This is a genomic window from Hydrotalea sp. GW822-HT8A01, assembly GCF_058798575.1.
Genome location: NZ_CM179506.1, coordinates 2618265 through 2638675, shown reverse-complemented (window position 1 = coordinate 2638675; position 20411 = coordinate 2618265). Strand labels below are relative to the sequence as shown.

Here is a 20411-nt window from a genome sequence, read left to right as displayed (position 1 = left end):
ATTCAAAGGATTCTAATACCCATTTTGTTACTCGCATGGTTTCCTGTAAATTCACATTTCATTCATGGTATGAAAGTCCTTACATTTTTTTTCCTGCTTTTTATACTTTCCACCAAATTGTTGGCGCAACATCCTGCAGTAGGATTAACCTTAAGTGGGGGTGGCGCAAAAGGATTAGCCCATATTGGCGTATTAAAAGCAATCGATTCTGCTCAACTACCTATAAAATATGTTACAGGCACCAGTATGGGTGCTGTAATTGGTTCTTTATATGCATTGGGATACTCGGCAGATACCATTGAACAAATAGCCAGGCAAACCAACTGGGATCAATTACTCTCCAACAATATTTCGCTCCGATCCTTCAGCATGCAGGAAAAAGTAGATTACGGCAAATATGCCATTGAACTGCCCTGGGTAAACAATAGCTTCCGACTACCCAGTGGCGTAATTGAATCAGAAGAGTTATGGCTAAAATTAAATGAATTGTACTTTCCTGCTTATAAAATAAAAAACTTTAAAAAATTTTCAAAGTCGTTTGAATGCATCGCCACAAACATTTCTACCGGCGATGGCGTGGTATTAGACAGTAACGAAATTGTATATGCCATTCGTTCCAGCATGGCCATACCTTCTGTTTTTACTGCCGTAAATTATCAGGGGAAAAAATTAGTAGATGGTGGCGTGGTAAGAAACTTTCCGGTAATTGATGCACAAAAAATGGGAGCAGATTTTTTAATTGGCAGTAATGTAGCCAGTGGCTTATTACCGAAAGATAAAATTAATAATATTATTCAGGTACTGTTACAAATAGCATTTTTCAGAAATGATGAAGATGCCATTAAAGAGAAAGCCCTTTGCAATATTTATATTCCGCATGATTTAGAAGATTACAACATGGGCAGTTTTGGCTCGGCTGATGAAATTATTGATTCAGGTAATAAAACCGGTGAAAAATATTATCCCATTTTTAAACATCTTGCCGATTCGCTGCAAGCTTTGTATGGCAATCTGCATTTTCAAAAACAGGCATTGCCAAACCTACGTGCAGTAAAAATTACTGCATGTAGTATAAATGGCCTGCATCAAACAGATGCCAATTTCTTTTTAAAAAGAATGCAGTTTACTCTGAACCAATGGTATACTGCAGTTGATTTGTCGGAACATATTCGCAAAGCCTTTGGCACGAGATATTACAATAAAATTTTATATTCATTGCTACCCATTACAGATAGTACTGCACAAATAGTATTTGATGTTGAAGAAAATCCCTTAACATTTGCCAAACTTGGCGTAAATTACAATCAGTTTACAGGCATTAGTTTAATTGCCAATATTACCAGTCGCGATTTTTTTACGCCCTATTCTAAAAGTCAGGTAACAGTAAATATTGGGGAGAATATGAGATTGCGCGGTGAGCATATTCAATATTTTGGCAAACACAAATTATTTTCATTGACTGCCACTACACAAATTGAATCATTAAACATTAACAGTTACAATAATTTTACCAAACAGGGATTATTTAAACAAGGCTATTTTTTGGCTGATGTTAATTTACGCTACTCGCCAACGCGTGAACTTTCGCTAGGTGCGGGCACCCGATTTGAAAATTTAAATTATCATCCACAATTGCCCGCAGCCTTTGAAGCCCGGGGAGGCATCAGTTATTTGAACCCTTATTTGTTTATCAAAGCCAATTCTTTAACCAACCCCATTTACCCGAAAAATGGCAGTAAAACAGATATAGAATTTGGAGAAGTCATCAATCAAAATCCTAATATAGAATATTATTTAAATGGCAATGAAATTTCTAATCCCGATTCACTTGGCATTCATTACAAAAGTTATTACAGAGCGTTTGTAAATGCCGAAAAATATATTCCACTCACCAAACGAAAAACTTTATTTACCCAATTTCAGGGCGGATTGAATTGGAGAAATACCGGTGATGTAATTAATGCCTTTAATGTGGGCGGCTTAACAAATGTGTATAAAAACCAAATTACATTTGCAGGATTGGCAGAAGGATCCGTTGTTACCAATAGCATTGCAGCCATGCAGGTTGGATTGCGTTATCAGATATTTAACAATGGTTATATCATCACAAAAGCCAATGGTGCTTTTTATGATTTTGTAGATGGAAATTTTATGCCTGAAAAAGCCAAATTTTTATCGGGCTATTCTATTTCATTTGGCTATAATTTTGTATTAGGACCATTAGAAATCAGTGCTATGTATTCTGATCAGAGTAAAATGTTGCTTCCTTACATTAATCTGGGTATTCCATTTTAATACCCAACAACCAGCTGAACAGATTGTTATACTTATAGCCAACAAACAATGAATGAATTGGATGGAAGATTATTATCAAATATTACGGGTTGCACCCAATGCCAGTGATGGCGCCATCAGAAAAGCGTATCGAAAATTAGCCATGCAATATCATCCTGATAAAACCGGCAATTCAGAAATGTTGGATGATTATTTTAAAAAAATAAATGAGGCCTATACTGTTCTTTCCAATCCCGAACAACGCAGGGCCTTTCATTTAAAATATTATGCAGCACATTTACCTGCCTATACCATTACAAATGGTGCTTCAATATTGGCTGAATGTATACAACTACAGAAAAAAGTACTACAACAAGCCGATAACGTTAATGAAGATGCCGTATTATTGATGGTTACTGAAATTATTTTATCAGCCAATAATCTGTTGATTTTAAAAGAAGAATCAAATACAATTTTAATTGAAAAAATACGAAGCCAACTCATTGCTTTATTACATGCATTGAACTACAAGAACAGCCTGCAATTATATGAAACCATTGAAATCAGACTATCCTTTGATGGTACTACACAAAAAACTGCAATAGAAAAACTATTGCAGGAAAAGAAACAACGTTATTATTGGGATAAATATAAATTTTTTGTAGCCCTTTTAGCCGCTATTTTAATCTGTATAGGCATTTATAAGATTGCATAAAAGCCGGTATAGACTCCATTATTGCGCAAATACTTTTTTCAACAAATCGGTTGTTCGGGCAACAGGATCTTTTCTGATTTTTTGCTCTTCCTGTGCAACCTGATAAAACAAACCATCCAGCGCTTTTTCGGTAACATATCCTGTTAAATCAGGATTTATTTTTTTTACAAACGGAACTTTATTATAGGTTGAGAAAACGCTATTCCAGTATTTGGTAGCATCTACTTTCACCAATGATTGTTCAACAATTGGTTTAAAAGAAGTGGTTAATGATGCAGTTGTTTTTTCTCTTAAATAATGGGTAGCTGCAGAATCTCCTCCTTTTAAAAGTTGCATACCATCCTGAATGATCATGCCTTTAATGGCATTTACAAAAATAGGAGCAGCACTCTTTGCAGCATCTTCAGCAGCGCGGTTCATGGTTAAAATAGCATTATCTACTTCGTTACCCAAACCCATGTTACGCAATGTATTTTCAACTTTTTGAGCCTCAGGTGGCATTAAAATTTTAATAGCATTGTTTTTAAAATAACCATCCAGTGACGAAAGTTGTGTAACACTTTTATTCGCACCCACTTCCAACGCCTGTTTTAAGCCATCAATAATATCATCTTTAGAAAGCCCGGTACCTGAACCATTGCCCTTTACCAAATTACCCAGCGCCGCAACGCCATTCGCAACACTTGAATCTTTGGCATTATTTTTCAATAAGCCTTTTAAAAGTTGGGCATGGGAAGTAAATATTGAAAAACAAAAAAAACTAAGAAACACTAAAATCAATTTCATTATAAAAAATTTTACCAAATATAAATATGATTAATAACTTGATTTACTACTAACTTTTATAACAACAAATTTAAACAGCGAAACAAAAACTTATTTGAATCGCTGTTAAAAATAGTTAAAAATTGAACTATACTAAAAGGGAGGATCATTAGGCGTATTTGGATTATCATTTCTTTCGACAAATGGAAAAGGTAAATAGTTTCTTTTACGTTCAGAAACGTTTCTGTTAAATCTTCTTTCATCAATTAATTTTAAACCAGACATATAAAGTTCAATACATCTGTTCTTATAAATTTTGTTTAATAAATCATTTTGATCTGTATAACTAGTTGGTGGAAGGTTAGCACCAATCCCGAATGGATCTGAAGAAGGTGATTTAGTTACAACAATATTTAGTTGAATTAAAGCATTTGGCAAGTCATTTAGTCTGGCATAAGCTTCTGCCTTAATTAAAGTCATTTCTCCTGGCAAATAAACAGGTATACTACCTGTGGAAGTATTAAAAAAGCCTTTTATTCTATAAATTGGTGCAATGGCATTTGTAGATAAATAAAATGGTAAACGAGCATCACTCGGATCTGGCTGAATACCTGCTGGTAGGCCAAGATTACTATCTGTTGGCTGATATACATTATTTGTCGAGGCCGCAATTGAAAAAATTGGATTTAATGTAATAGTATTATAATTGAAAATAGATTTAGTACTTAAATTAACTAAGTTAGCTGCTGAAAGTGCATCAGAATAATTACCAACAAATAAAGAATATCTTGCCTTTAATGCGTATAAAGTATTCAGTAAATCTATACCTGCCGGTATATTATTCAAAAAAGAAGTATTTGGAGATGTTGTATTTATTACATTAATAGCATTATTTATAACACCAAGTGCTTTATTAAATCCATCATTACTACTTATAAAATTTACTTTAGAGCCAATGGTATCAGGGATATTGTTCCAAAAAGTTGCTAAATTTCCCATAGCTAAAGCTTTAAATATTGATGCATAAGCCAATAACCCACTTGCATAGCCCGGGTCTTTTACAACAGATAAATTATTCATGATATTATTTGCATCAGCTATAATTTTATTAGAAACAGACCACATACTTGTAGCAATTCCATTGGTGTTTAAAACAAAATTACCTCCTGCATAAAATTGCTGCTCATCTGTATTGCCTGCATTTACAACAAATAATTCATTTGCCAATAGGCCACTTGTTGAGATGTAATTGTATACATTACCTCCTCTGCCCGCAGTATACCAATTTTGCAATCCTACAGCAACGGCAGTAAGTGATTGAGGAGAATTAAAAGCCTGTTGGACAGATGGACCGGAAGGATCTGTAAATTTTTTTGAACATGAAGTAATTAAAATTACAAATAAAAATAGAAATACATTTATATTATTTTTCATAAAATAAAATTTAAAAATTAAAATTTAGTATTAATTCCTATACTGAATGTTTTAGGAATTGGCACGGTACCAAAATCAATACCACGTAGAATAGTACTTTGCCCGCCGGCATTTACTTCCGGATCGTACCCTTTATAGTTATCCCATGAAATTAAATTTCGTCCACTTAAATTTACAGTTAAATCTTTAAAATATTTTATATTACCAATTCGATAAGCAATTGAAATTTCTCTAAGTTTTACAAAACTACCATTATCAATTCTCCATTCTTGTATTGGATACACGCCGGCAACATAACCTCGAGGTATTTGCCCTAAATCTTCTTGCTGAGCTATAACACCATTATCTACCCCCTGTCGTGTTCTAAAATCAGCATTAAATACATCAACTCCTTGTACGGCATCTATTTGTATGTGTAATAAAAACTTTCGATAGGTAAAATCATTTGTAATTGTTCCTGTATATTTTGGATTGGGATTACCTATTACTTTCTGTAATACAGAACCGGAGGGGAGGCCAGACTGGTTTCTGCCCGGAGTATAATTCAGTACCGAATTTTGTGTTCCTGCTTCAGTTAGTGGTATTCCGGAAGTATTTTTAATTAATCCGCCATTGTTATCTCTGGCAAAGAATGTTCCATAAAAAACACCTATTGGTTGTCCGGCAATAATTGCAACCGGAGCACCTCCATTGGTATTATACAAAATAAGTTGCTGGCCGATATTGGTAGCTTCATTTTTATTGTGATTATAAATTATTGTAGATTCCCAAGTAAAATTTTTCTTTTGAACAGGAACAAGATTTAAGACAAGTTCGTAACCCTGATTTTTAAGTGAACCTATATTATCCCATAAACTCGAATAACCATTTGTAGGTGCAATTAAACGATTTATAATTAAATCGGTCACTTTCTTATTATAGTAGTTAAAAGTTACATTTATACGATTATTAAAGAATGCCATATCAGTTCCTATCTCAATCTCATTTTGCCTTTCCGGTTTAATATCTGGGTTTGTATATGCACTGCCGGTTTGGAAAGAAGCACGCCCTAAAAATGGAGAAGCAAATAGTGTATTAAACCTTCCATAAGCAGGTATTCCTGTCAAATTTCCTGATTCACCATAAGCTGACCTGATTTTAAACAGATTCCACCAATTTGATAATCTAAGTTTTCCCCAAAAATCAGTACCGGAAATAACATAGCTTCCACTAAGTTTTGTATATACCTGATTTCTTTGCGATGTGGCAAAAACTGATGAACCGTCTACTCTTATTGCCCCGGTAACAAAAAATTGATTCCTGTATTTAAAATTCTGTTGGATAAATTCTCCGGAAATTGAAACCTCACTTCGTTGATCAGATCCTGGTAACAAAGTACTTGCTCCACCTACCGATTGTACACTTGGTGGTAAGCCTCTCCCCTGCAATAATGTATAATAATTTTTAATATACTGTTGAGAATAACCAAGTTGAGTTACTGAAGAAAGATTTTTATTGATATTAAACCGATAAGTTAAATTAGCATCATGATTAATTTGAAAATAAGTATTTGTGGCTGTACTTGCATATCCATTTAATGTGGGATCTAATGTTGGCCCTCCGCCATAAAATGCAGTACTTACATTATAAGCATAAGGGGGTAAATAAGTAATTCCATTTTGAGCATAATTATCAATTCCCATGTGGTAATCAAAAGATAAATTTTTAATTGGATTTATTTTTAACCCAATACCACTTATTATTCTGCTAACAGTTTGCTTTTGTTTAAAATCTTCAATTACCGAAACTGGATTTACCCTTCCTCTTTCACCAACAGCCTGAATATTCCCTAATGCATCTCTCTTCTGAATATCATAATAATTACCAATAATAGTTACTGCATTAGTTGGCGAAAAAAAAGTATTACCATCTGGCTTTTCATTATCAAAATCGTAAATATAATTTGTAGTTAAATTAAAAGACATCCATTTTGTCATTATTTGCTCTAAATTCAATCGAAAACTATATCTGCTAAAATTTGTGTTTCTTATAATACCTTCATTATATAAATACCCAGCCGATGCATAATATTTGGTTTTATCCTTACCCCCGGAAACAGAAATATTATTTTCATTCCTTAACCCTGTTTGAAAAATATAATCTTGATAATTATAACGTTGAACAGCAGTAGTGTTTGTTATAGATGGCGTTAAAATAGTTTGGGTTTGCAACATAGGATCCCCGCCAAATTTAACAGGCGCAATATTTACCGGTATTTGTTTTCGAAGCTGATTAATTCCAACATTTGTTGAAAAATTAACAACAGGCGCTCCGATACTTCCTCTTTTTGTAAAAATTTGAATTACCCCTGCATTTGCACGTGATCCATAAACGGCAGTTGCAGCAGCACCATTTAATACCTCAATATGATCAATGTCTTCAGGATTTATATCAGCTAATCTATTGGTACCTATAGTACCTACAAAATTTTGCCCTGAATAACTTGGATCTGTATTTGTAACTCTGTTTGTTGAATTATCAACTATTACGCCATCTATTATGTAAAGCGGCTCAGATGAACCAGAAATCGTACTAATTCCCCGCAATCTCACAGATATCCCTCCTGCAGGGTCACCTGAATTTTGTGTAATCTGTGCCCCTGCTGTTTTTCCCTGCAAAGCAGCTAAAACATTGCCACTTGTAGCATTAGCTAACTGATCTGATTTTACAGTTGCAATATAACTTCCTAATTGACGCTTGGTAGTACCTTCAGAAGTACCTGTTACCACTACTTCATCTAATTGTGTTGCTAGACTTTGTAATATAATTACAACAGATTTTGTATTTACTTTAATGTGCTGATTTAAAAACCCTATATGTGTTACCATTAAAGTCTGGCCAATTTTTGCCTTTATAGAAAAAGCACCATTCTCGTCAGACTGTGAAACTATGTTTGTTCCTTGAACTTTGATTGTAACACCTTCTAACGGTAATTTACTTTCTGCATCTAAAATTTTTCCTGAAATAATAGATGTTTGCGCAGTTAGTTCTTGAATACTTCCTAAAATGAAAGTAAGAAACAAAATAAAGAATAAGCAGTTTTTAATTCTTCTTCTCATAAATAGAGTTTTGGTTAATTAAATATTTCCAGAAAGTAGCCGTAATCTATTTATAAAAAACATGAACAAATGCAGAATAACGCAATAAAACGCAATAATAAAATTATTTTTCTTCTACATAAATGTAAAGATGCCTTTTAATAATAGCATCACATAATTACATAAAAAATTCTAAGAAAAAAAATAAAAATCGGCAAAATTTTACATTTTTATTTAAAAAACGCAAAATATTGCAACATTAAAACAGCATAATACACCTTAAAATGCCTGAGATGGTACTTATAAAATTTGAAGACCGGCAGTTTTATAGGGCTCTAAGCGAGAATGTGTAGGCTCTAATTCAGTAATAAGGGTATGAATGGCATCTAATTTACAAACCTGCAAGCGTTGTACCGTGTTTACTTTTTCTGAAATAGCTAATGAAACCGTTTTTAACGCACTGCTAATCATGGCTCTTTTTACTTCAATTACTTCCCATTCTAAATCAGTAATGCCTTTTTCCGCGTCAATGCTATTAGTACCTAAAAAACAGATATCGGCGGTTATTTCGCTTAAACGAGTTACAACTTCGGCACCAACAGCAATTTGTGCGTTTTTAGACAGTAAATTTCCCAAAAAAATAACCTGACTGTTGGGATGATTTAATAACTCCAATGCTACCGGAAGGCTTACTGTAATGAATGTTACACTCAATTCTTTTGGTAAAACTTTTACCATTTCTACAATGGTAGTACCACCTGACAGGAGTACAAACATACCATCTCTTAATAAAGCAATGGCCTTTTGAGCAATCATACGCTTTTCTGTTTGCTGGTATACCACATTGCTCTGTAAAGTAAAATGGAAGGCTTTCGATAATGCACCACCATGTACTTTGGTTATTTTACCCTGCTCATCCAACTCCTGTAAATCGCGCCGAATGGTATCTTCACTTACATTCATTTGCACGCTTAAATCAGACGATAATACTTTGTTATGGATATTAATTTGTTGCAGAATATATGCCTGCCTTTCCTTTTTTAACATATTAATATTTTTGTAAGGCCACTAAACTACAAATAAATTTTTTAAACCACCTGCTAATTGCAGATATTCGTATTTGCAAATTGTATGATTACCCCACAAACCATAGAACAAATTAAAAACCGTATCGATATACTCGATGTAATTGGCGATTATGTAAAACTAAAAAAACGCGGTGCCAATTATTTGGGTTTGTGCCCTTTCCATAATGAAAAAACTCCTTCCTTCACCGTATCGCCGGTTAAAGAACTGTACAAATGTTTTGGATGTGGTAAAAGTGGTAATACCATTACTTTTTTAATGGAACATAACAAATTAAGTTATGTTGAGGCTTTAAAATGGCTGGCAGAAAGATACCATGTACCCATTGAAGAAACCGAGGTAAGTGCCGAACAGGTTCAACAGCAGCAAACTGCAGATAGCCTGTATATCCTCAACAGCCATGCCCAGAAATTTTTTTCAAATGCATTGTTTCATACAGAAGAAGGCCGGCAAATTGCACTGAGTTATTTGTATGAAAGAGATTTTTCCGATGCGATTATCGAAAAGTTTCAGTTGGGATATAACCCTTCCACCAATCATCCACTATCCAACTATTTAATCAGTTATCAGTTCAATCCCGAACTTTTGTTGAAGTCAGGATTGGTTGTTCGAAGAAATGAATCTGACTGGGTAGATAATTACCGGAACAGAATCATTTTTCCCATCCACAACAATACCGGAAAAATTATTGGCTTTGGGGCCAGAATTATTGGCAAAAACGATAAAGCACCCAAATACATCAATACACCTGAAAACGAAATTTACGTTAAAAGCAAAGTACTGTATGGTATTTACTTTGCCCGTCAGGCTATTGATAAGGCTGATGAATGTTTATTGGTGGAAGGATATACAGATGTGATTAGTCTGCATCAGGCAGGTATTGAGAATGTTGTGGCCAGTGGTGGCACTTCCCTCACTATCGATCAATTGCGCAACATTAAAAAATACACCAACAACTTAACCATTATTTATGATGGTGATACTGCCGGTGTTAAAGCAGCATTAAGAGGATTGGATATGGCGCTGGAAGAAGGCCTGAATGTAAAACTGGTACTGATTCCGGATAATGAAGACCCCGATAGTTATGTTCGCCAATTGGGATCCGTTGCCTTTAATGAATTTGTTGCTGCCAATAAAAAAGATTTTATTCTTTTTCAATTAGAGTTATTGCTGAAAGAGGCGGGGAATGATGTGGCAAAAAAAAATGCAGTGGTGAATCAAATTGCGGAAAGCCTCAGTAAAATTAATAAAGTTGAAGATTTTTCTAAACAGCATCATTATATAAAGCAAAGTGCTGCATTACTAAATGTAGATGAGGCAGGTTTATATAACCTGATTAATACCTACAAAAGAAATGAAATATCAAAAGCAGAAAAGAAAAATAGTTTTGCTGATGCTTCAACCACGTCTACACTGCCATCACAACCCAATACTGCAACCGAAGAAATTTCGTTGCTGCAACAGGATGAATTACAGGAACGTAATTTACTGCGTGCCTTATTGGAGCATGGTTTAAAGCAATGGGATGAAACCATGACGATGGCTGATTTTGTTTTTCAGGAAATTGAAAATTTTGAAATTGAAAATGATTTAATTAACCAAACCATTCAAGAGTACAGGCAGTTATATGAACAGGATAAACAACCCGATGCAAAAACATTTTTGTACCATGAAAACAATGCCATCAGGCAGTTGGTAATTACCACCACCGTTTCGCCATTTGAACTGAGCCAGAAATGGGATGAAAAAATTGAAGGCCTGAATATTACCAACCGGGATGTAGCACATCAGGATATTTTATTAAGCGTTGATTATTTTAAACTTAGGAAAATAAAAAAAATGTTTGTGCAAAACCAGAAAGATATGGAAAATGCAAGTATGGAGGAGCAAATACGTTTAATAGAAGTGCACAAGCATTTAAAAGCAATTGAACGGGAACTTACACAGAAAATAGGTACCGTTATTTTAAAATAATTTATTGCAGATCCATCTCCATCAGCATATCGCTGTAACTATATTGCAATAATTCTTCTTCATGTATATTCAGCGCATCCATATAAGCAGTACATTGTGCCTGCAATTCCTGTTCTGTTTTTTCGGGATGTAATAAATTACTGGCTTCTATTTCTACAAAAAAACCTAAGCCAACCACTTCATCGATATGAAATTTTACATTTTCAATGAAGAAAATTTTTCTTTTTTTATCAACCACAATTTTTTTACCAATTGCACGGGTTAACATATCTAACAGTATATTACTGTCTTTTACCTGTACCAATTGAAAATAAGATGGTTTGGGGCCTGACTGATTGGAGCGTTCATAATAAATAAGATTATTTTCAATATTTCCCTGACGCAATTTCAGTCTGCCGTTTTCAACCTTAAAATAAGTATCTTTCTGAAAGTCAATACCTTTAAAATCAGCACCTGCACCAATTAAAAATGCTTCCACTTTTTCGGGGTGAAAGCATTTTGCTTTAATTTCTATATTAATAAATGCCATAATTTATTTTTCGAGCGGATTTTTCTTACCCGCCATTAATTTTTCAATAACAGCTTCCAGCCTGCGCTGCCTGGTATCTTGTTTTTTTGCCCCTTCAATCCAGCTTACATATTCTTTTTGATGAGAAACCGGCAATGCAGCAAAAATTTCTTTTGCTTTTTTATGTTTCGTAAAAATTTTTTCTAATTCAACAGGCGGCACAATTAAATTCTTATCAAAATCAATTCTCTTTTTGGTTTCTTTTTTTGGTTCATTTTCAACCACACCGCTAACAGAAACAACGGTTTCTTCAACCACAACGGCAGAGGCAAGTTTTTTAAACCGCATCGCACTCCATACATGGTCAATTTCTACCTGATCAATTGTTTCATACCCTTTATCGGTTAAACAGGCCCAACTGCAATCTCTGTTTAAATCACTTACAATTTTGCTGGTTTGCTTTGGAAATGCTATCCAAAGTTTGCTTTCCATGTGTAAAGCTGCAAATACTTCTTTTAAAATAGTATTTAACTGGCAAATATTAATGGCAAAAATGAGTGCAAAATCAACCTTTTTCGACTTTAATAAAGGTGTAACATTTTTAGCGTAAGATAGCTTAACGAATTGTTTTTCAATGGAAGAAGGCAGTCCTTGTATAAGAATTGCCCTTTCATTATTTAATTCTAACTTTTCAAATAAACTCTGATTTGACATGCCTAAAACAAATTTCAGGTGATGTAATTGGGAGATGAACAGGATTGCAAAATTAATGAAAATAATCTGTTTTTGCCGATATTTTTAAGAATGAATCTTAAACAGGACAAATATTTACCGATTATTACCGACCTAATTACCTGATACCGGATGATAATAGGTTAATGCTTCGGGCATTAAAGCCTCTAATTTTTGAATTCTGTCTGCATCTGCCGGGTGATCGCTCAGGAAAACGGGTGGTTTGGCGCCTCCTAAAGCCTCCATTCTTTTCCAAAATGGTATCGCTTCCCGAGGGTCATATCCTGCCATTGCAGCGAATATGAGGCCATAATGATCGGCCTCATATTCCTGTTTTCGTGAGTTGGGTAATAAAACACCTACCTGAGCGGTAGGGGCATATACCTGATTAAATAAATTAACTGCTCTTGTATTGGTTGCCAAAGCCACATTTCCGGCTACTTCAATACCTTGTGCTAAAAGTTGCTGGCTCATTCTTTCACGACCGTGCCCTGCAACCGCATGGGTAATTTCGTGCCCTAAAACAATGGCTAATGCGGTTTCATTTTGCGTAACCGGTAAAATTCCGGTATATACTACCACTTTTCCACCGGGCATACACCAGGCATTAATTTCTTTACTATCTACCAAATTAAATTCCCAATGATAATTTTTCAGTGCGTTGGGTTGTCCATGTTCCGTATAATATTTCTGAATGGCTTCGGCAATTCTATGCCCTACCCTTTGTACCATTTCTGCATCTTTAGTAGTTGCAGGCACTACTTTATTAACCGACAAAAAAGATTGATATTGTGTAATAGCCATTGCCTGCACATCACTTTCAGGCACCAAACTTAACTGACTTCTTCCGGTAATAGAATTTCGGCTACAACCACTTATTGCCAGCATAAGTATACCAGAAAATGCAAAGAAATAATACTTTTTTAAAGCATAAAATAGATGCGCTGCTTTCATATAAATTTTTATTTAAAATAAAATCACATAATATTTTTAAATTATTTATATTTTTAGTTACGGTATTACGGCTCATACACTAATCAAACTAATGCCGAAGCGCATATATTCGCAGAATTGACAGAAAAATGATGTGCAATATAATTACACATAAAGTGAGGTATAGCAGTGCAATAGAATTATTCATTCCTTTTTTTTCGCCTGTCTCTGTGTTTCAGAATAGGAACTTTACTCTCAGTACCCTTTATCATACGCGAAATATTTTTTTGGTGCGTTAAAATGATCATCAGGGCTACAATTACAGCAAATATGCGGTACAAGGTTTCTTTTTCATTAAAAATAAAAAGTATTAAAACCATAAAAGCAACACCTGCCAGTATGGAACTTAAAGAAACAAAACGAGTTAAATACAATACAATTAAAAACACGCCTATACAACTTACTGCAACAATGGGTTGAATGGCCAATGCCATACCAAACAAAGTAGCTACACCCTTCCCTCCTTTAAATCCGGCCCAAATGGGGAAAATATGGCCAAGTACTGCAGCCAATCCTAATCCAATCATTAAATTGGTACGATGCAATTCATTGGTTAAATATTCAGGGTAAAGTATATAGAGCGAAGTAGCAACAACGCCTTTCAACATATCCATTATCATCACAAAAGTGCCCCATTTACTGCCCAGCACTCTGTAGGTGTTGGTAGCACCGGCGTTACCGCTGCCATAATCCCGAATATCGATTCCAAAAAAACGTTTACTTACCCAAACTGATGTAGGAACAGAACCAATTAAATAGGCTGCTATGATGAGTATGATCTCTTTCATTTGTACAAATGTCTTCTATTACAAGTTAACCACAGGTGTTATAAATAATTAAATTAAGAATTTATATATACTACACTGTAATTTATTGAAATTGGGATGCCAAATATAAACTTCCTTCCTTAAAAAATCAGAATTATTTCATATCGAAAATTAGTTAGAAAAATTATGCTTCAAATAAAAAAGTAATCCATCCATCTTTTTCCAATAATGCTTTTTGCTGCCAGGTTGATTTTTGATGAATGATGCTTTCTATTTCTGCTGCATCTGATACCAATAAACCACTTAATAAAATTAAGCCTTTTGATGGTAAATTTTTGATAAAATGATCAAGGTTATCTAAAATAATATTTCTGTTAACATTGGCTAAAATAATGTCAAATTGTTTTTCTGTGGCTGCTGAATTAGCTTGCTGAATGGTGCAATACTTTGTTTTGTTCATTTCAAAATTTTCAGCTGCATTTTGTATGCTCCATTCATCACAATCCACTGCATTTATAGAATTTGCCCCCAATTTTTCGGCCAAAATGGCTAAAATACCGGTTCCTGTTCCAAAATCGAATACTGTTTTTTGGTTAAAATCAATTTGCCGCATCAAGTTAAGTACCAAATAAGTAGTGGGATGATGACCTGTTCCAAAACTCATTTTAGGCGTAATAATAATCTCATGCTCCACATGTTGAATTGCAGGATGAAAGTCGGCTCTTATTCCTAAAAAATTATCCATCACAATGGGTGAAAAATTGGCTTCCCAGTTGGCATTCCAGTTTTGTTCAGGCACTTGTTCAATGGTAAAATGTACGGCATATTGATGTAATAAAGCTGTTAAAACTGGTTCATCAAAATCACTGTCAACAATATATGCCAATAAGTATCCGGCATTTTCTTCAAAACCATCAAAGCCTAAGGCTTCCAGTTGTGCAATAAAGATTTCTGTTAGGTCAGCATCAAGTAATTGTATCTTCACTTTTGTGTAAACCATTGTGTATATATTAGTTTTTATTTCAAAAAAAAGCTGCCTACTATAACAGTAAACAGCTTTGTGCTAATAACAATTTAAAAAGTTATTGATTATTCAATGCATCGTCGGCCTGTTTGTTATTAGCATCAGGTTTGGGCATTAACACTTTACGGCTTAGTTTAAACTTACCGGTTTTGTTATCAATACCAATCAATTTAACTTTTAGTTTGTCTCCTTCTTTTAAAACGCCATCTAAATTTTCCAGACGTTTCCAGCTAATTTCACTAATGTGCAATAAGCCTTCTTTTTTGGGAAGAAACTCAACAAAAGCGCCAAACTCTTTAATTCCTTTTACCACTGCATCATAAACTTCACCTACTTCAGGTACCATCACAATGGCTTTAATTTTGGCTACAGCTTTCTCCAATCCTTCTTTATTTGCAGAGAATATACTTACCTCGCCGGTATTACCAACTTCCTCAATATTAATGGTAGTGCCGGTTTCGCGTTGTAATTCCTGAATAACCTTACCACCAGGGCCAATAATGGCGCCAATAAATTCTTTGTCAACAATTATTTTTTCCATTCTTGGTGTATGCGGTTTTACTTCAGGACGAGCAGCAGGAATAGCAGCATACATTGCATCCAGAATATGTAACCTTGCAGTTTTAGCCTGATTCAATGCTTCACGCATTAACTCCATACTTAAGCCGTCAATTTTTATATCCATTTGTACACCGCAAATACCCTCACGAGTGCCTGTTACTTTAAAATCCATATCGCCCAAATGGTCTTCATCTCCTAGAATATCGGTAAGAATGGCATATTTGTTATCGCTTGAACGGGTAATTAAACCCATTGCAATACCACTCACATGTTTTGGGATAGGTACACCTGCATCCATCAGTGCCAAAGAACCCGCACAAACTGTAGCCATAGATGAGGAGCCATTTGATTCTAAAATATCGCTCACAATACGAGTGGTATAAGGATACTCATTACCTGGCATCATTTGTTTTAATGAGCGCATGGCTAAATTTCCATGCCCCACTTCTCTTCTACCCGGACCACGCATAGGTTTTATCTCGCCGGTTGAGAATGGAGGGAAATTGTAATGCAAAATAAATTTAGAGTAGTCTGATTTAGCTGCACTTTCAATTAACAACTGGTCTAATGGCGTACCCAGTGTTACAGTAGTGAGTGATTGTGTTTCGCCGCGGGTAAAAAGCGCTGAGCCATGCGGTGAAGGTAAAACATCAACCTCCATGGCAAGCGGGCGAATTTCTGTAAGCTGGCGGCCATCTAATCTTTTTCTCTCATCCAGCATCATATTCCGCACCAACTCCCATTGCAAATCATCAAAATATTTTTTTGCTAATGATTTGATGTTGTCATCCGCAGTTTCACCTAAATGTTCTATTAATGCTTTCTTCAGGTTGGTAAAAGCTTCTGAACGTTGATCTTTACTGCTGGCACTTCTGGCTATTTCTAATATTTTCTCAGCACAGAAATCATGTACTTGTTTTTGAAGATTTTCATCCTGTAAAGGTTTAGGATAATCTCTTTTAGCAGTAATTCCCTTTTTATCTCTTAATTGTTTTTGTGCTTCAATTTGAACACGAATGGCATTATGCGCCAATTCCAACACTTTTACCAAATCTTCTTCCTGACACTCTTTTGCTTCACCTTCCACCATCATCAGGTTTTTTTCTGTAGCTGCTACAATAAAATCCATATCAGCCTGCTCAATTTCTGTTCTTGCAGGGTTAATGATATAATTACCATTTACTCTGCCCACCCTTACTTCAGAGATAATTTCTTTAATTGGAATATCAGAAACAGCCAAAGCTGCAGATGCTGCCAAACAAGCTAAAGCATCGGGCAATACTTCTTTATCTGAAGATATAAGGGTGATTAACACCTGCACATCGCATAAATAATCTTCGGGAAATAAGGGTCTTAATGCACGGTCAACCAACCGTGATATTAAAATTTCGTAATCACTCAATCTGCCTTCCCTTTTGAAAAAAGAACCGGGAATACGACCGGCTGAACCAAATTTCTCCTGATAGTCAACACTTAACGGAAAAAAAGACTGCCCTTCTTTTGGTTCTTTATTGGCAACAACTGTTGCTAACAGGATACAATTACCCTGACGAACGGTAACCGCACCATCTGCCTGACGTGCAAGTTTACCCGTTTCTATAACCACTTCGGCACCACCGGGCAAATTAAAGCTTACTTGAATAGGTTGTGATAACATAATACGTTGATTTGTATTGAAATTTAGCCGGCCTGTTAATATATGGCATGCAATTAAATTGCAATAGATGATAAATAGTAAATACAGGTAACTGCTTTAAAAAAAGCTATTCCCAACCGAATAATTTACAGTCAGGAATAGCTTTAAAAACATGTCATTTTATTTTCTAAGCCCTAATTTTTCAATTAAAGCCCTGTAACCAGTCAAATTGGTTTTTTGCAAATAAGCCAATAAACGTTTTCTTTTACCAACCAGTTGCATTAAACCGCGCTGGGTAGAGTGGTCTTTTTTATTTACCTGCAAATGAGCACTGATTTGAGCAATACGCTCAGTAAGCAAAGCTATTTGACCTTCAATAGAACCGGTATTGGTTTCTTTTCCGGCAAATTGGGTTAAAATAGTAACTTTTTTTTCTTTTGTGATTGGCATCTCAATTTCTTTTTTGCGTCTTGATTATTTTTTCTGAAATATTGTGGCGGCAAAGGTAATAATTATTTTCTAAAATATTAGCAGCCTGTTTTATTTTATTATGTGCTTTGCAGAAATATATTTGAACATAGGATATTTAAAGAAAACAAAACCCAAAAACAGACGGAATGATATATTTGCTGCCTAACCTTAACCTGACAAATTGACCAGGATCTATTTTACAGTTACCAATTCATTAGTGTATGATCAGCGTATGCAACGAATATGTACCTCGCTGGCTAACAATGGTTATGCAGTTACTTTAATTGGCCGTAAATTAAAAAGTGATCCATTGCCGGGAAAAACAGCTTACCGCAACATCCTGCTAACCTGTTTTTTTTCAAAAACGATTTTATTTTATGCTGAGTACAATATTCGGCTGTTTTTTTATTTACTTACCCAAAAAATGGATATAATCTGCGCTATTGATGCAGATACCCTATTGCCCTGCCTATTTTATTCCCAACTTAAAAAAGTAAAAAGAGTGTATGATGCACATGAATATTTTTCAGAACAAAAAGAAATTGTAATCAGAAAGCGGGTACAATGGGTATGGCAATGCATTGAAAAATGGTGCATTCCGCAATTTAAAAATGGCTATACTGTGAATGAGTTGTTGCAAGTAGCTTTTCAAAATAAGTTTGGCGTTAACTATACCATCATCAGAAATCTGCCTGTACAACCTGCTGATTATCCATCCAACAATACACCATTGGCAAATACAAAAGTAATTCTTTACCAAGGAGCAGTGAACCATGGCAGGTGTTTTGAAACCTTAATTCCTGCCATGAAGCAGGTGAATGCACAGTTATGGATTATTGGCACCGGAAATTTTTTTGATACAGCCAAACAATTGATTGAAGCACATCAGTTACCCCAAAAAGTGATACTAACCGGTGCACTATTACCGGAAAAGCTCAAGAAAATTACACCCGGTGCGTATTTGGGCTTAACCCTGTTTGAAGCAAATGGCCTCAATCAAAAACATTCGCTCGCCAACAGGTTTTTTGATTACATCATGGCAGGCATTCCACAAATTTGTGTGAACTTTCCGGCTTATGCTGCCATTCAACAAAAATACCCCGTAACATATATGGTAGATGATACCCATGAAGATACTCTGGCAGCAGCAATGAACAAGTTATTGAATGATACTGTTTTGTATAATCAGTTACAACAACAATGCTATATAGCAAGAAAGGAACTGAATTGGCAAAAAGAAGAAATTAAATTATTATTATTTTGGAAAAACATTTGCATATCATAGATTTTACAGTACCCTACCCTGTTACACATGGCGGATTGTTTGACCTTTTTTACAAATTACCTGCTTTGCAACAACAGGACGTTCAAATACATTTGCATTGTTTTTTATATAACAATATGCAGCAGGATATTCTGAAGCAATTTTGCAACACTGTTCATTATTATCCTCGCTTAACCGGGCATCAGGCACTATCCATGCAATTACCACATATTGTTAGCAGCAGGGTAAATGAAGACTTGTTGCAAGCATTACTGCAAAATGATTACCCAATTTTAATGGAGGGCGTTCACTCTACTTATTTACTGAAGGATAAACGCTTTAATGCAAGAAAAAAATTTGTTCGCATTCATAACATCGAGCATTTGTATTATCGGGATTTAGCCAATACCAGTCATTCCTACTTAAAAAAAATGTATTATTTAAGAGAGAGCCGACTTTTAAAAAAATATGAAGCATCTATTGTAAATGAAGCCAATGCCTTTTGGGGTGTTACTCATCAGGATGTAAATTTTTTCAGAGAACAGTTTCATTGTACTACTATCGATTATCTACCGGTGTATTTACCCGATACATGGGTTGTTAAAACACTTTCAGCCATGGGTAGTTATTGCCTTTATCAAGGCGATCTCAGTGTTTCTATTAATGAACAGGCGGTATTGTGGTTATTAAAAAATGTTTTCAGTAAAATCAAAATTCCGTTTGTAATAGCCGGCAAAAATCCATCTCAATTACTCCAATCAAAAATTTATCAATATACCCATTGCTGTCTGGTAAGTAATCCTACTGAAAAAGAAATGCAGGATATGATTGCAAAAGCACATATTCATGTAATTTATGCTGAAAGTGATGCTGGCATTAAACTCAAATTGCTCAATGCACTTTTTAACGGAAGGCATTGCGTAGCCAATGCTGTGAGCATAAAAGGAAGTGAACTGGAAACACTTTGCCATATTGCATCGGATGCAGACAGCTTTTGCCAGGTTATTTCAAATTTATTCAACGCTCCTTTTAGAGCAGATTGTACCGTTATGCGAAAAGCAGTATTGGAAAAAATGTTTAACAATACAAAAAATGCACAACAGCAAGTGCAATGGATTTGGGGCGAATAA

16 protein-coding genes are annotated in these 20411 nt (G+C 34.9%); 5 read left to right on the top strand and 11 right to left on the bottom strand.

Going from position 1 to position 20411, the window contains the following annotated elements:
- Positions 1-69 precede the first annotated feature (69 nt).
- On the top strand, positions 70-2295 hold the full coding sequence (locus tag AC3QLY_RS11740) for a patatin-like phospholipase family protein (RefSeq protein ID WP_074420100.1): 2226 nt from the start codon (positions 70-72) through the stop codon (positions 2293-2295).
- Positions 2296-2347: 52 nt separating this feature from the next.
- Positions 2348-2989: a J domain-containing protein gene (locus AC3QLY_RS11735; protein ID WP_074420099.1), complete on the top strand. Its 642-nt coding sequence runs from the start codon at positions 2348-2350 to the stop codon at positions 2987-2989.
- 18 nt (positions 2990-3007) lie between these two features.
- Here the strand turns inward: AC3QLY_RS11735 and AC3QLY_RS11730 are convergent, their stop codons facing one another.
- The 4 genes from AC3QLY_RS11730 to AC3QLY_RS11715 all read right to left on the bottom strand — a co-directional run bounded on the left by AC3QLY_RS11730 (position 3008) and on the right by AC3QLY_RS11715 (position 9312).
- On the bottom strand, positions 3008-3775 hold the full coding sequence (locus tag AC3QLY_RS11730) for a DUF4197 domain-containing protein (RefSeq protein WP_074420098.1): 768 nt from the start codon (positions 3773-3775) through the stop codon (positions 3008-3010).
- Between the two features lie 132 nt (positions 3776-3907).
- The gene (locus AC3QLY_RS11725; RefSeq protein WP_074420097.1) at positions 3908-5188 is read right to left on the bottom strand and encodes a RagB/SusD family nutrient uptake outer membrane protein; all 1281 of its coding nucleotides are present in this window, start codon (positions 5186-5188) and stop codon (positions 3908-3910) included.
- Between the two features lie 17 nt (positions 5189-5205).
- Positions 5206-8286, bottom strand: coding sequence for a SusC/RagA family TonB-linked outer membrane protein (locus AC3QLY_RS11720; RefSeq protein WP_074420887.1), 3081 nt, complete (start codon positions 8284-8286; stop codon positions 5206-5208).
- Between the two features lie 279 nt (positions 8287-8565).
- Positions 8566-9312 carry a DeoR/GlpR family DNA-binding transcription regulator gene (locus tag AC3QLY_RS11715; protein ID WP_074420541.1) on the bottom strand — a complete coding sequence of 249 codons (747 nt, stop codon included), beginning with the start codon at positions 9310-9312 and terminating at the stop codon, positions 8566-8568.
- Positions 9313-9396: 84 nt separating this feature from the next.
- Here AC3QLY_RS11715 and dnaG point away from each other — a divergent pair, with 84 nt between their 5' ends.
- Positions 9397-11325: a DNA primase gene (gene dnaG / locus AC3QLY_RS11710; protein WP_074420886.1), complete on the top strand. Its 1929-nt coding sequence runs from the start codon at positions 9397-9399 to the stop codon at positions 11323-11325.
- A 1-nt stretch (position 11326) separates the two neighbouring features.
- On the opposite strand, the gene AC3QLY_RS11705 is transcribed toward dnaG, so the two are convergent.
- The 7 genes from AC3QLY_RS11705 to rpsO form a co-directional block, all read right to left on the bottom strand.
- Positions 11327-11854 (bottom strand): class IV adenylate cyclase, encoded by a 528-nt coding sequence (locus AC3QLY_RS11705; protein WP_074420885.1) that lies wholly within the window; start codon positions 11852-11854, stop codon positions 11327-11329.
- A 3-nt stretch (positions 11855-11857) separates the two neighbouring features.
- A complete protein-coding gene (locus AC3QLY_RS11700; RefSeq protein ID WP_074420884.1) occupies positions 11858-12547 on the bottom strand; it encodes a YdeI/OmpD-associated family protein in 690 nt (229 codons plus the stop codon).
- Positions 12548-12679: 132 nt separating this feature from the next.
- Entirely contained in the window at positions 12680-13519 is an 840-nt protein-coding gene (locus AC3QLY_RS11695; RefSeq protein ID WP_081301373.1) for a M48 family metallopeptidase, read from the bottom strand.
- A 179-nt stretch (positions 13520-13698) separates the two neighbouring features.
- On the bottom strand, positions 13699-14346 hold the full coding sequence (gene plsY / locus AC3QLY_RS11690) for a glycerol-3-phosphate 1-O-acyltransferase PlsY (protein ID WP_074420883.1): 648 nt from the start codon (positions 14344-14346) through the stop codon (positions 13699-13701).
- A gap of 163 nt (positions 14347-14509) precedes the next feature.
- Positions 14510-15325, bottom strand: coding sequence for a 50S ribosomal protein L11 methyltransferase (prmA, locus tag AC3QLY_RS11685; RefSeq protein ID WP_074420882.1), 816 nt, complete (start codon positions 15323-15325; stop codon positions 14510-14512).
- A gap of 82 nt (positions 15326-15407) precedes the next feature.
- A complete protein-coding gene (gene pnp, locus AC3QLY_RS11680) occupies positions 15408-17567 on the bottom strand; it encodes a polyribonucleotide nucleotidyltransferase (protein WP_074420881.1) in 2160 nt (719 codons plus the stop codon).
- Positions 17568-17726: 159 nt separating this feature from the next.
- Positions 17727-17996 (bottom strand): 30S ribosomal protein S15, encoded by a 270-nt coding sequence (gene rpsO, locus AC3QLY_RS11675; RefSeq protein WP_068241899.1) that lies wholly within the window; start codon positions 17994-17996, stop codon positions 17727-17729.
- 202 nt (positions 17997-18198) lie between these two features.
- Between rpsO and AC3QLY_RS11670 the strand changes: the two genes are divergently transcribed.
- The gene (locus AC3QLY_RS11670) at positions 18199-19302 is read left to right on the top strand and encodes a glycosyltransferase (RefSeq protein ID WP_228733124.1); all 1104 of its coding nucleotides are present in this window, start codon (positions 18199-18201) and stop codon (positions 19300-19302) included.
- Complete coding sequence (locus AC3QLY_RS11665; protein WP_074420880.1) at positions 19278-20411, top strand: glycosyltransferase; 1134 nt, start codon at positions 19278-19280, stop codon at positions 20409-20411. The genes AC3QLY_RS11670 and AC3QLY_RS11665 overlap by 25 nt, the downstream gene beginning before the upstream one ends.

Coding starts and splice junctions, on each gene's coding strand:
- prmA (WP_074420882.1), bottom strand. CDS start 15,325: ATGGTTTACACAAAAGTGAAGATACAATTACTTGATGCTGACCTAACA.
- AC3QLY_RS11695 (WP_081301373.1), bottom strand. CDS start 13,519: ATGAAAGCAGCGCATCTATTTTATGCTTTAAAAAAGTATTATTTCTTT.
- AC3QLY_RS11735 (WP_074420099.1), top strand. CDS start 2,348: ATGAATTGGATGGAAGATTATTATCAAATATTACGGGTTGCACCCAAT.
- AC3QLY_RS11730 (WP_074420098.1), bottom strand. CDS start 3,775: ATGAAATTGATTTTAGTGTTTCTTAGTTTTTTTTGTTTTTCAATATTT.
- AC3QLY_RS11705 (WP_074420885.1), bottom strand. CDS start 11,854: ATGGCATTTATTAATATAGAAATTAAAGCAAAATGCTTTCACCCCGAA.
- rpsO (WP_068241899.1), bottom strand. CDS start 17,996: ATGCCAATCACAAAAGAAAAAAAAGTTACTATTTTAACCCAATTTGCC.
- AC3QLY_RS11700 (WP_074420884.1), bottom strand. CDS start 12,547: ATGTCAAATCAGAGTTTATTTGAAAAGTTAGAATTAAATAATGAAAGG.
- AC3QLY_RS11740 (WP_074420100.1), top strand. CDS start 70: ATGAAAGTCCTTACATTTTTTTTCCTGCTTTTTATACTTTCCACCAAA.
- AC3QLY_RS11715 (WP_074420541.1), bottom strand. CDS start 9,312: ATGTTAAAAAAGGAAAGGCAGGCATATATTCTGCAACAAATTAATATC.
- AC3QLY_RS11720 (WP_074420887.1), bottom strand. CDS start 8,286: ATGAGAAGAAGAATTAAAAACTGCTTATTCTTTATTTTGTTTCTTACT.
- dnaG (WP_074420886.1), top strand. CDS start 9,397: ATGATTACCCCACAAACCATAGAACAAATTAAAAACCGTATCGATATA.
- pnp (WP_074420881.1), bottom strand. CDS start 17,567: ATGTTATCACAACCTATTCAAGTAAGCTTTAATTTGCCCGGTGGTGCC.
- AC3QLY_RS11725 (WP_074420097.1), bottom strand. CDS start 5,188: ATGAAAAATAATATAAATGTATTTCTATTTTTATTTGTAATTTTAATT.
- plsY (WP_074420883.1), bottom strand. CDS start 14,346: ATGAAAGAGATCATACTCATCATAGCAGCCTATTTAATTGGTTCTGTT.